The sequence below is a fragment of the Paenibacillus sp. cl123 genome, from assembly GCF_900101595.1.
Lineage (GTDB): Bacteria > Bacillota > Bacilli > Paenibacillales > NBRC-103111 > Paenibacillus_G.
Window position 1 is genome coordinate 1 of sequence record NZ_FMYY01000006.1, and the last position, 12,024, is coordinate 12,024.

9 protein-coding genes and 1 pseudogene are annotated in these 12,024 nt (G+C 58.6%); 5 read left to right on the forward strand and 5 right to left on the reverse strand.

Going from position 1 to position 12,024, the window contains the following annotated elements:
- Positions 1-354: 354 nt before the first annotated feature.
- A complete protein-coding gene (locus BLR08_RS12140) occupies positions 355-1,533 on the reverse strand; it encodes an epoxide hydrolase family protein (RefSeq protein ID WP_072329488.1) in 1,179 nt (392 codons plus the stop codon).
- 157 nt (positions 1,534-1,690) lie between these two features.
- On the opposite strand from BLR08_RS12140, the gene BLR08_RS12145 reads away from it, so the two are divergent.
- Together BLR08_RS12145 and greA are read left to right on the forward strand one after the other, a co-directional pair.
- A complete protein-coding gene (locus BLR08_RS12145) occupies positions 1,691-2,671 on the forward strand; it encodes a helix-turn-helix transcriptional regulator (protein ID WP_072329489.1) in 981 nt (326 codons plus the stop codon).
- A 161-nt stretch (positions 2,672-2,832) separates the two neighbouring features.
- Positions 2,833-3,312 (forward strand): transcription elongation factor GreA, encoded by a 480-nt coding sequence (gene greA, locus BLR08_RS12150; RefSeq protein WP_072329490.1) that lies wholly within the window; start codon positions 2,833-2,835, stop codon positions 3,310-3,312.
- A gap of 276 nt (positions 3,313-3,588) precedes the next feature.
- Here greA and BLR08_RS12155 read toward each other — a convergent pair.
- Positions 3,589-4,407, reverse strand: a pseudogene (locus BLR08_RS12155) (TIGR01777 family oxidoreductase); the annotation flags it as partial.
- A 44-nt stretch (positions 4,408-4,451) separates the two neighbouring features.
- On the reverse strand, positions 4,452-4,634 hold the full coding sequence (locus BLR08_RS12160) for a DUF2524 domain-containing protein (RefSeq protein WP_072329492.1): 183 nt from the start codon (positions 4,632-4,634) through the stop codon (positions 4,452-4,454).
- Between the two features lie 181 nt (positions 4,635-4,815).
- Between BLR08_RS12160 and BLR08_RS12165 the strand changes: the two genes are divergently transcribed.
- The 3 genes from BLR08_RS12165 to rlmN all read left to right on the forward strand — a co-directional run bounded on the left by BLR08_RS12165 (position 4,816) and on the right by rlmN (position 8,570).
- Positions 4,816-5,628: a DUF6492 family protein gene (locus tag BLR08_RS12165; RefSeq protein ID WP_072329493.1), complete on the forward strand. Its 813-nt coding sequence runs from the start codon at positions 4,816-4,818 to the stop codon at positions 5,626-5,628.
- A gap of 95 nt (positions 5,629-5,723) precedes the next feature.
- Positions 5,724-7,292 carry a sugar phosphate nucleotidyltransferase gene (locus tag BLR08_RS12170; RefSeq protein ID WP_072329494.1) on the forward strand — a complete coding sequence of 523 codons (1,569 nt, stop codon included), beginning with the start codon at positions 5,724-5,726 and terminating at the stop codon, positions 7,290-7,292.
- 195 nt (positions 7,293-7,487) lie between these two features.
- Complete coding sequence (gene rlmN, locus BLR08_RS12175) at positions 7,488-8,570, forward strand: dual-specificity RNA methyltransferase RlmN (RefSeq protein WP_072329789.1); 1,083 nt, start codon at positions 7,488-7,490, stop codon at positions 8,568-8,570.
- A gap of 164 nt (positions 8,571-8,734) precedes the next feature.
- Here the strand turns inward: rlmN and BLR08_RS12180 are convergent, their stop codons facing one another.
- Both BLR08_RS12180 and BLR08_RS12185 read right to left on the reverse strand, forming a co-directional pair.
- Positions 8,735-9,736, reverse strand: a complete 1,002-nt coding sequence (locus tag BLR08_RS12180) for a zinc-dependent alcohol dehydrogenase (protein WP_072329495.1) — start codon at positions 9,734-9,736, stop codon at positions 8,735-8,737.
- Positions 9,733-12,018: a helix-turn-helix domain-containing protein gene (locus BLR08_RS12185; RefSeq protein ID WP_072329496.1), complete on the reverse strand. Its 2,286-nt coding sequence runs from the start codon at positions 12,016-12,018 to the stop codon at positions 9,733-9,735. Before BLR08_RS12185 ends, BLR08_RS12180 begins: the two co-directional genes overlap by 4 nt.
- Positions 12,019-12,024: the final 6 nt, after the last annotated feature.

The following is a 12,024-nucleotide window of genomic DNA, read 5'->3' on the forward strand; positions in this document are numbered from 1 at the left end:
ACGATGGAGATCCAGAAGTGCCGCCGCAGTTTTCATGCGAAGCATGTGAGGGGGAAATGTACCCGGAATATTACAAGGGAGTTCATGGATACGAGTACCGGATTGAAGAGAGGATCGGCTCTAGAGAAGTAGAAGAAAGCACAAAGTAGAAGAAAGGGAATGGATATGGGGTGGAAAAGCGATAGCGGCCGCCTTTAAAGTCGTGTTCATACCACTTCATACATTCAAAGAACACGACTTTAACAGCGGTTGGAAGCCCATATCCAATTCCCTCCCCATGCTCGAAAGTATGGGTTCAGACAAGGACCTAGCCGCAGGCTAGGTTTTTCTTATGGACAGCTCCGGAGCGGCCGTCTATGGCAGATTCCGGAAAAAGGCGCGGATATCGCCAATCATCAGATCCGGCGCGTCGATAGCGGGAAAGTGGGTGCCCCGCTCGAATTCGCTCCAGTGCACGAGATGGTTGGCCTGCTCGGCATAACGACGGATCGCCACGTCGGATTGCTGAAAGACGGCCACGCCTACCGGAGTGGGCGATGGGTCCTTAGGCGCCCAAGCTGCGGGATCATGCGCTCCCTCATAATACATCCTCGCTGAGGAGCCCGCCGTGCCCGTCAGCCAGTACAGCATCAGGTTCGTTAAGAAGCGGTCGCGGTCTACGGCTTCCACCGCATCCCCGAAGCCGTAGAACAGCTCGGCGGTCCAGGCGAGCAGGCCCGCCGGAGAGTCATGAAGTCCGTACGCTAGCGTCTGAGGTCTTGTCGATTGGATCATATTGAAGCCGAACCGTTCTTTCATGAATTGACCGAGCCGTCCCAAGCGAACCTTCTCCGCATCCGTAAGAGTCATGAAAATTTCGTCCTCCACTTGACCGAAGGGAATGAAGCCCATTGTAGCCGCGTTTACGTGCACGCCTGTTACCTGCCCGGCCGCTATGCGCCCCAGCTCAGGCGCGATCATCGCGCCCATGTCTCCGCCTTGCACGCCGTAGCGCTCATAGCCCAGCCTGTTCATCAGCTCTGCAAATGCCCGGGCTGCGCGTCCGGATGTCCAACCTGCTTCCGTCGTAGGACCGGACAAGCCGAAGCCGGGGATGGAGGGGATGACCAGGTGGAACGCGTCCGCTGCATCGCCGCCGTAAGAGGTCGGATCTGTCAGCGGTCCGATCAGATCAAGGAACTCGACAGGCGATCCGGGCCAGCCGTGAACGAGCAGCAGCGGCTTCGCCTCGGATTCAGGCGATTGAATATGGAAGAAATGAATGGTGGCGCCATCGACGGTAGTCGTGAATTGTGGAAGTTCGTTAAGGCGGGCTTCCTGCTTGCGCCAATCGAAGGAGGTTTTCCAGTACTCGGTCATTTCCTTCACGAAGCTCAGCGGTACGCCATAATTCCAGCCGAAGCCGGCGATTTCTTCAGGCCAGCGCGTCAGGGAGAGGCGGGTGTGCAGATCGTCCAGCTCGGCCTGAGAGGTATGGATCTGGAAGGGGCGGATGGCATTCGGATTAGTTGAAGCGGAAGTCGTCGCTTTCATAGTTAAATTCCTCCTTAGAATTTGGCTGATGTCTTATGCTTTTATTCTAAGACAGTCTCCTTGACAACAGTTTGTCAGGGTAGTCGGCAGCGCCACAAAAAATAATCGACTTCCTGCCGGAGAGACAGTAAAGTAAAAATAAGGAGGGGGATTCGGCTTGAAAGTAGAACGCTTGCTCGGAATTACGATGATGCTGTTAAGCCGCCGCCGCGTGAACGCTCAAACGCTCGCAGACCGGTTCGAAGTATCGATCCGCACGATTTACCGGGATCTGGAGACGATCAATACCGCGGGCATCCCAATCGTTGCGTACACCGGGGCCGATGGCGGCTATGAGATTATGGAGCAGTTCCGGATCGATCGGCAGATCGTCACCTTGGACGACTTACAGTCGATTCTGGCGGGCTTAAAGGGGGTACAGGCGTCGCTGGATGACCACGAAATGGACGGCCTGCTGACCAAGATCAAGGCTCTGGTGGCGAAGTCCGAGCAGAATCAGCTGGAGGAAGCGGGCGAAACTCTGCTGTTCGATACGAATCTGTGGCATGGGGGAGGCTTGAAGGATAAATCGATCCTGGGGGCGCTTCGCCAGGCGGCCAAAAATCGGCAGGTCGCTTCATTTCTGTACACGAATACGGAAGGAATGGGCGAACAGCGGGAGGTGGAGCCGCTCGGCATCGCCTGGAAGGGATATTCCTGGTACTTGTACGCCTATTGCCGGCTGCGCGGCGACTACCGCACGTTCCGGCTGTCCCGTCTCAGCGGCTTGCGTATTCATCTGGAGCATTTCGTCAGCCGCGGGGTTCGTATGGAGGAACTGGATGCGCGTTGGGGCAATCAGGATACGGGGCAAGCCGTACAGCTCGTACTGCGCTTTCGGCCGCGGCTTCGGGTCCGTGTGGAGGAAGCCTTCGGATTCGACCGCGTGGAAACGGCGGAGGACGGCTCGCTGCTGGTAAGAAACAGCTACCCGGACGGGCACTGGCTGACCGGGATGCTGCTCAGCTACGGGCCGGACGTTCAGGTGCTGGAGCCGGCTTACATCGCAGACAGGATCAGGAGCATGGGAGAGCAGATTGCCCAGCTTTATAAGGAAGACGCCCAGGCCGAAAGCGGCTTGACGGCCGTCAAGCGGTGAGACGGGTGTGGAAGGAATCGGGAACGGGTGCGGGCAGAGGAGAGACAGGACAGGAGCGCCTTCCGGATTCCCCCGAGCAAGAACAATATGCGTGCAGGCTGTTACAATTCTCCGCGAAGTAGGGTACACTAGTACGATGAACGAGGATTGGGAGTGGGAACATGAGCCAGGAAGAATTGATTTTGACGCAAGAGGGCTTGGAGAAGATTGAGGAGGAGCTGCGGGAGCTCAAAACCGTCAAGCGCAAGGAGCTGTCCGAGCGTCTGAAGGTGGCGATCAGCTACGGCGACCTCAAGGAGAACAGCGAATATCACTCGGCCAAGGATGACCAGGCGTTTATGGAAACCCGCATCCTGGTCTTGGAGCGCATGCTGAAGAACGCCAAGGTAGTGGCTGCGAGCGACCTGAATCTGAGCGAGGTCGGCGTTGGCGCCGTCGTAATCCTGCATGATATCGAGTTCGACGAGAAGCTCGAATACCGGATCGTCGGCTCGGCTGAAGCGAATGTGGCGGAGAACAAAATTTCCTACGAAAGCCCGCTGGGCAAAGAGCTGCTCGGCAAGCGGGTAGGCGATAAGATCAACGTGAATGCGCCAATGGGCGTTCTCCGGTACGAGCTGCTTGAGATCAAGGCAGACTGACGAAAGAAACGGAGACGATGGAATAAGGCTCCCTCGGATGAGGGAGTCTTGTTCGCGCGGCAGGAAGTTTAACCCCTCTGCAGAACGAAAGCATGAGGAGGATTTTTTCCGAAAAGCGGTATATTCTTGCAGTTGGGAGAGGGTGCAGGAGCCGGGGGTACGCAGCGGAGCAGGGTGTACCTGGCTCGCCATCCACCGTACGTCCGGCTGTGCGCAAGGATGCCAACAAGAGCTTTTCATAAAGCAAGCAGCCGTTATGACGCCCGCCGTATTGCTTTATTTCAAAATATCGCGCAGAGCCGTCTCCAGCCGCTCGAAAGTGAAGGTATAACCCTCCTGCATCAGCCGCTCGGGAATAACCCAGCGGCTCTTCAGGATCAGCTCGGTTTCGGTCTTCAGCGCATACGCGCCGACCTCCAGCATCCAGCGGGCTGCCGGCAAGCCCAGCTTGCGGTTCATCGCCGTGCGCAGCTGCTTCATCAGCTCGCGGTTGGTCACCGGATAAGGGGCGGAGCAGTTGAATATGCCGCTGAGGTCTTCGCGCTGCTGCAGGAACCGGATGATTCCATACAGATCCTCCACATGAATCCAGCTGAACTTCTGATTCCCGGAGCCTTGGACGCCGCCTAGCCCGAACCGGACGAGGTTGCGATAAGGGGTCATAACCCCGCCGCCGGGTCCCAGCACGATCGCGATGCGCAGCGCCGCCTGCCGGGTGCTCGGCAGCCGGAACGAGAAGAAGGCTTTCTCCCAAGCCTTGGCTACGTCAACGGAGAAGCCGGAGCCCAACTCGCCGCCCTCTTCCGTCATCGGGCGGTCCTCAGCATGCCTGTAGATCGTGGCGGTGCTGGAATTCAGCCACAGCGCAGGCGGCTTCGCACAAGCAAGCACCGCCTCCCCCAGCGCCTCGGTCGTCTCGGTCCGCGACTCCAGGATCGCCTGCTTGTTGGCCTCGTTATATCGGCAGTTGACCGACTTGCCGGCCAGGTTGATCAGCAGCTCGGCTTGCTCCAAGGCGCTGACGATGCCGCTCTTGTCATGCCAAGCTATATGCCCGGGCTGCCGGGAGATGATGAGGACTTGGTAGCCGAGCCGTTGATCCGGCAGCGGCTGGCGCTTAGCTATGCGCTAAAGGTCGATCAGTGGGAAATATCGCATTTATTCAGGATAAATGAGATTTGGTTCTCCAGCCGGTTGATTCGCTCCTGGGCTTCCAGGCTTTCCGTGCTCTGCCCTCTCAGCGCAGCAAGCTCCTGCTTGAGCTGATGAAGATCGTCTCCCGCCCGGGCGCAGTCATAGCTGCTCTCGATATTGTCCAGCATGTCGCTTCCTCCCTTTCCATAGATGTACTTCCCTATTATGGAGGTTTTGGCCTAACTTATGCAGTCTGCCGCAACCCGTCGGTAGGCTTTTTGGACGATTGGCCGCCTCTTTTGGCCCAAGCCGGCTGCGCTGCGCTCACATATCCTATTTCAAAATACTTAGCAAAATGGAGATGAAGAGATGGCCGCCTCCCCCCAGGCTTCGATCAGCAGCCAGACGAAAATCGACGTACTCATCCCTGCGATCGAGAAGGATATGAAAACCCTCCCCCATGTTATTGACGCCGTGCGGAAATATGTGCGTCATCCGATCGGCAGCATACTGATCGTCGCTCCCCGCAAGGGAAGCTTGATTGAGCTGTGCCGCCGCAAGGGCTGCCGGTTCGTCGATGAAAATACGGTCTTTCCCTTGACCAAAAAGGATATGAACTACCGGTCCCGGACCTGGGACCGCTCTGGCTGGCTGTTTCAGCAGCTGCTGAAGTTTTGCGGAGATACCTTGTGCACGGCGGACTACTTTCTGGTTATCGATGCCGATACGGTGCTGATCCGGCCGCATACGTTCCTGTCCGGCGGAAAAACGGTTTTCTACTGCCGGAACTGGAGCCAGCCGGAGTATTTCCGAACCTACCGCAAGCTGCTGGGAAGGAAGCGCTCCGCCTCCGTTTCGTTCGTGACCCACTATATGCTGTTCAAGAGAACGAAGCTGCGGCAGCTGAAAAAGACGATCGAAGCGAAGCATGGCATGAAATGGTATCATGCGATCCTGCGAAGTATGAACAAGTCGCGGCAGTTTGCCTTCTCCGAGTTCGAAACGTATGGCAACTATCTTCACTCCGCCTCTCCGGGCCAGCTGATTCTGAAGCGGGCATTGAACCGAAGCCTGCATACCGGCATAGCCAAGCTGTCAGCCGGACGGGTCCGGCAGCTGGCGCGCTCCTACCGGTCGATCTCGTTTCATGAACGCAAGGGCTATGTGCGGAAGCCCAAGTAGGCAGGACATCTAAATCATGGCTGTAGACCAGGCGTCTTCCGGTCCTGCGGGGCCAGCGAAGGCCGTCTGTCTTGTCCAGAGGGAGGTACGAAAGCGTGCGGATCGTTCTGCTGTCCGGCGGCTCGGGTAAACGATTATGGCCGCTGTCTAACGAGGTAAGATCCAAAGCATTCCTCAAGCTGCTGCCCGCTGACGGGGGCGTCCTGGAATCCATGATCCAGCGCGTCTGCCGCCAGCTGGAGGCCGCAGGCTTGCTCGCCGCCACCTCGATCGTCGCCCATCGGAGCCAGCTGGACTTGATACGCAATCATGTGGGCGAACAGCTGCCGATTATCGCGGAGCCGCATAAGCGGGGGACTTTTACCGCGATAGCGCTGGCATCGGCCTATTGGCATGCGGAGAGAGGGGCGGACGAGGGAGAAACGATATGCGTGCTGCCGGTTGATTCATTTGCAGATCCGGATTTCTTCCGTCAGCTTCAGGCCTTCCCTGCCGTTCTAGCGGAATCCGGCGCCGATCTGGCCTTGCTTGGCACAGTGCCGGCGTTTCCGTCGGATCAGTTCGGCTATATGGTGCCTGCTGCGCAGCCGGATCAGGAGAGAGGGTGGTTTTCCGTCGCGAGGTTCGTGGAGAAGCCCGATGAGCGGCAAGCCACGGAGCTAGTCCGGGCGAATGCCTTGTGGAACTGCGGCGTGTTTGCTTTCCGGCTTGGCTTTATGCTCGCTGAGCTGGAGAGGAGGGCTTGGCCCGCCGATCGCAGACAACTGCTGGAGCTGTATGAACAGCTTACGGAATTGAGCTTCGACCGGGAAGTGGCGGAGAGGAGCCGGAAGGCGGTCGCCATTCCTTACCGGGGGCGCTGGAATGATCTAGGCAGCTGGGAAGCTCTGACTCAGCAGCTGGACAGTCAGGTCATCGGCTCAGGCCAGATTTCGCAGGATTCGGTCAATACTCATCTGATCAATGAGCTCGGCTATCCCATCCATGTGATCGATATGTCCGATGCCATAGTGGCGGCCAGCTCTGACGGCATTCTGGTCGCAAGCAAGCGCGGCTCCAGCCGGATCAAGGAACGGCTGGCGGGCGCCCCGCAGATGGCCAGATACGAGGAAACGCGGTGGGGAACCAGTCGCGTGCTGGATATGACGGGGGAAGATCCCGGTACCCAGGTCATTACGAACAAGCTCGAGCTGCTGCCGGGCAAGCACACCGGCTATCGGCGGCATGCCGGACACAAGGAAATATGGACGATTGTTTCGGGTACGGGGGAGCTGGCGCTGGACGGGCAGCTGCAGCGGATCGCCTCCGGCGATGTGCTGCAGATTGTCCGCGGAGCCAAACACGCCTTGAGGGCGATCACACAGCTGGAGGTGATCCAGATCATCGTCATAACCCACGGCGGGGCGGAGGCTGCCGGAGGGTTTGGAGACGAAGCTGGGAATGGAGCGGGGAACCAAGCAGGGGGAAAGGCCGGCGAAAGCTCCGGCGACAAGGCCGAATCTAAGATTGGCGGCGGGACTGGACAAGAGCCTGCCCTTAAAACTTGTGAAAATTCCGCCGTCCCGTCCCCGGACTGCGGCGAACCCGACGCCTGCCGGCCGGCGATGACCTGGGAGGAAACGCTTCGGCTGTGCGGGATCCCGGATTCGGCATCATCAGACTGACGCCTGGAATGTGCGGGCTTCTGGCGGTAACCCGGCCGCCGGATGACGGTGCATGCAGCTCCGGGCTCCGGGACAGCCGCTGTCTAAAACTCCCCTTGTGTTCACCCGGCAATTTTGGGACAATAGGAGGAGATGGGCAGCTTCGGCCATACGGCCGGACAGCATGAATTTTACCGTCTTGAAAAGAGGATTATGATGAATCAAGCATCTATATATGGATTGACCCTGGAGCAGCTGGCCGCATGGCTGTCGGAGCGCGGACACAAGCGGTCGAGGGCGCTGCAGGTATGGGAGTGGCTGTATCGCAAGCGCGTCTCAGACTTCTCCGAGATGACGGATGTGCATCCGTCATGCGTTCAGCTGCTTGCGGACCATTTCGTCATCCAGACGCTGACGGAGCATGTGAAGCAGGAATCGGCGGACGGCACGGTCAAGTTTTTGCTGAAGCTGGAGGACGGCAATCTGATCGAAACGGTGCTGATGCGGCATAAGTTCGGCCTGTCGGTCTGCGTGACGACCCAGGTCGGCTGCAACATCGGCTGCAGCTTCTGCGCGAGCGGTCTGCTTGCCAAGAGCCGTGATCTGTCCAGCGGAGAGATCGTGGGGCAGATTATGAAGGTGCAGCAGCATCTCGATCTGGCAGGCCAAGGAGAGCGGGTCAGTCATATCGTGGTGATGGGGATCGGCGAGCCGTTCGATAATTATACGCATATGGCCAACTTCATCCGGATCGTCAAAGATCACAAGGGACTGGCTATCGGGGCGAGGCATATTACCGTGTCGACGAGCGGGCTGGCGGACAAGATCGTGGAGTTCACCGACTCGGATCTGCAGGTCAATCTGGCGATCTCTCTCCATGCGCCGAACAATGAGCTCCGTACGCGCATTATGAAGATCAACCGCGCCATTCCGATCGAGAAGCTGATGCAGGCTATCGATTACTATTTGTCCAAGATGAAGCGCAGGGTGACGCTGGAGTACATTCTGCTGCGGGACGTCAATGACCGCCGCGAGCATGCGCTTGAGCTGGCGGAGCTGATCGGCGGACGGCGGCAGCAGGTGAACGTGAACCTGATTCCCTACAATCCCGTGGATGAGCACAGCCAATATCAGCGGAGCGACCGGGAGACCATCCTGGCGTTCTATGATGCGCTGAAGAAGCAAGGGGTCAGCGTCAGCGTCCGTCTGGAGCATGGCACGGATATTGACGCCGCCTGCGGGCAGCTGCGCAGCAAGCAGATCAAGAAGGACAAGGCGGCCCCGACGACTGCGGGTTAAGCCACAGGCGGGACCGGGCGGCCCCGACACCCGCCGGTTAAGTCACGGGCAGCCGTGCGGCCGCAGCAGTCTGCCGCCCGCCGTTTGCCCGCCAACAAACGCAAAACCCCCTCCGGCTATACGAGAGCCTGAGGGGGTTTTGCGTTAGCCGGGAAAGCGGCGGGCTACGGCTGATACTTCAACAGCGTCCCCATCGCCAGATTGGGCTGAGCGTACTGCCGGTACGCCTCCTCCGCCTGCGCGAGCGGGTAGATGCCGCTGATCAGCGGCTGCACGTTGATGCGCCCCTCGGCCAGCAGCCGGATATACTCGCGGGTGTTGCGCCCTTCGGTCCAGCGGACGAAGCCCAGCGGGTAATCGCGGTTGTCCCGTTCGTAGCCGGCGTCGTACCGGCCGGGTCCCCCGGCGCGTGAGATCAGCACCCTCGCTTCCTTGCTAAACATCTTCTCCCGCGACAGAGCTACATCGCCGTCGCCTACGATCACGATGCTGCCCCGGTCGCGAATCCAGTCCAACGACTGATTGAGCAGCGCTTCTCCAATGCCACTCGCGCACAGGAGAACGCTGTCGGCGCCGCGGCCGTCGGTCATGGCCTGCAGCTCGCGCTCCAGCAGCTCCGGGCTGTCATAGGACCGGCTTAGCCCGCTGTCCTGCATCAGCCGGACGCGGGCGGGCTGCAGGTCGAGACCGAAGGTGACATAAGAGGCCGCTTCGGCAATCTGAGCGATCAGATTGCCCAAGATGCCGAGCCCGACGATGACGGCGGACTCGCCGAACTGCAGCTGTGCGACGCGCAGCGCGTGGATGGCGATGGCGCCCAGTCCGGCGAATGCGGCTTCCTCGGGGCGGACATGGGCCGGCACGAGAGCCGTCAGGTTGGCCGGGACGGCGAGCAGCTCGGCGTGCCGGACATACGGCCCGCCGTAGCAGGCCACCCGATCGCCAGGCTTCAGATGGACGATATCGGGGGCCGTCCGCTCGATCAGGCCGACGGCGCTGTAGCCGAGACCAACCGGAACATCCTTCGACTTCCGGGCCATAGTCAGTTCCGTACCCGGACTGATGGCTGAGTATTCGGTGCGGATCAGCACATGCCCCGCGGGCAGCTCGGGTGCTTTGATGTCAATAGTGGAGATAGCTCCCGACAGAGCGACAACAGTTTTCATGATTTCTTCCTCCCGGCAGCCGGTTGCTCCGGCTGACTGCTTTTGCGATATTCACTGGGGGCGACCCCATAATATTTGCGGAACGTATTGGTGAATCTGGAGGAGCTGTCATAGCCAGCCAATTTGCCGATCTCGGCGACCGACAGCTCGGTGGATTTGAGCAGGTCCTTGGCATGCGATAGCCTTACCTTATTGACGTATTCGACAAAGTTGACGCCAAATGTTTTTTTGAAATAGTTCGAGAAATATTTGGGCGTCGTCTCCAGTATCCCGGCCATATGCTCCAGATGCAGATCTTCCATATAGTGCTGCTCGATATAATGCACGATGGAGGCGCGGTCCAGCTTGCTTTTCGGTACGGCGCGGCTGCAGGCTTCCGCCATGAATCGGACGGCGCGGACGAGCAGCTCCTGGATGTCCTCAGAGCTTGCCGCTGTCTGCAGCGACCTTAGAAAGTCCTGCTCCAGCGCGATGAGCTGCTTCGGCTCCAGGTCGCTGGCTTCAAGCTGCCGCAGCATCTCGTAGAAGCAGGTTTTGGCCACGGAGACGAGCTGATGGCGATGCACGCTCCACGCTTCATTTCCCTGCACAATCTCCTCTACGATACGTAGAGCCTCCTCGGCATTTCCGATCATGACCAGCTTGGACAGCTTCTCGATCTCATCCAGGGGCGCGTAGACCTTCCACGTCGGCCGGATGGCGAGACAGTCGATCACCGGGTCGCGGGAGTCCATGTTGCGGTAATCCAGCGCGTCGATCACCTCGCGATAAGCCTGCCGGTAATGATTCGCCTCGGAGGAATAGGAGCGGCTTACCGCAGCGTTCCACACGCCCGTATCCGTCTCCGATGCCTGGCGTTGGCCGAGCATCTCGCGCAGTCCATGAACCGCGTCTTCCCGCTGCGCCGAACGCCCGAGGCCGATTACGCCGAGACAGGTGCGTTCTCCGGTCTGCAGCATGAAGGCTTGCGGCACATGGCGCAGCAGCTCGGCCTCCAGGCTGCCGAACGTCTCATCGAGGGCTCCGGCCTCGAACTGGCCAGATTCGGCGGCAGCATGCAGCCGGAAGGCGACCAGCACAAATCGGGAGGACGCATACAGCTCAGGCACAAACTGCTGCAGTCGCTGCTCCGTTTCCCGGGCGGGTGCGCTCCCGTGAAGCGCGCTCAGAATAGCCGCCTGCCGCAACTGGGCTGAGTAAGCATCCAGCTGCGTCTTGATGGACGCATTCTCCGCTTGAATCCGCACGATGCCCGTCCGGATGCGGCCGTAATCCGCGCCATGCTCCTCCCGGCTGCCGATCAGGCGGACAATATGCCGGACCGGTTTGTACAGATACAAGCTGAGCAGGGCGGAGAGAATGGTAGCGCTGGCGATCGCGACCGCCATAATCTGGCGGTTGACTGCGGTGACGGCATCCAGATCCTTGAACTTATAAGGCGATTTATTGATATAGAGGAAGCCGTTGTAATTCGATTGAAACAGATTGTACTCATAATCTTTGTTTTTCACTGTGGTTTCCGTACTACCGGCCCCGGGGTTCAGCTCCCGGAGCATGTCGACGATGTCCCAGGATTTGTCCGTATTAAGGATGATGTTGCGGTTGTCGTCCATTACGATGAGCGACGTGCCCTGCATCATGGCATCCTGATTAACATGCCGCAGAAGCTTGTCGGCGTTCAGCAGCACGAGAATATTCAGGCTCGAGGATTCGTTATTCGCTACGACCGGAATCAGCCTGCGCTGGATGGTGTCAGAGCCGATGGTTCGCGTATAATCCTGGCTGGGCAGCACGCGCAGCGGATGCTTGGCGGCCGTAAGCGACTGCCAGTAGTCGACCGTGTAGGTCGGATGAACATACTGCTGACGGAACAGCTCACGGAAGTCGATGGTACCGGCAGGCGTGACGACCAGATTGGAGCCCCGATGATGGACGATAACATCTTCGATATAATCGATAGGAGGAATCAAGGACAGCAAATATTTATGAATCATATAAGCGTCGTGCATATCGACTCCGCCGTCCGCTGTGGACTCCCAGGCATTATACGGAAGCATCTGGATCGCGGCGTTCAGATTATAGATTTCCTTGAAGCTTTCGTCGAATTTGCCGATCATGTTTTTCATGACCAGCTTGTTGTTCTGGCTGACCTGATCGTATACGCCGTTGATCGAGTTTTTGTACACCATATAATTCGATACGAACATGAGCAAAGCGACTAGCAGCAGGGCAAGGAAAATTTGCAGCAGCCCCGTGTTGACTATCTTTCTGATGCGTCTCAAAGCCCC

Coding starts and splice junctions, on each gene's coding strand:
- BLR08_RS12140 (WP_072329488.1), bottom strand. CDS start 1,533: ATGAAAGCGACGACTTCCGCTTCAACTAATCCGAATGCCATCCGCCCC.
- greA (WP_072329490.1), top strand. CDS start 2,833: ATGAGCCAGGAAGAATTGATTTTGACGCAAGAGGGCTTGGAGAAGATT.
- BLR08_RS12160 (WP_072329492.1), bottom strand. CDS start 4,634: ATGCTGGACAATATCGAGAGCAGCTATGACTGCGCCCGGGCGGGAGAC.
- BLR08_RS12165 (WP_072329493.1), top strand. CDS start 4,816: ATGGCCGCCTCCCCCCAGGCTTCGATCAGCAGCCAGACGAAAATCGAC.
- rlmN (WP_072329789.1), top strand. CDS start 7,488: ATGAATCAAGCATCTATATATGGATTGACCCTGGAGCAGCTGGCCGCA.
- BLR08_RS12180 (WP_072329495.1), bottom strand. CDS start 9,736: ATGAAAACTGTTGTCGCTCTGTCGGGAGCTATCTCCACTATTGACATC.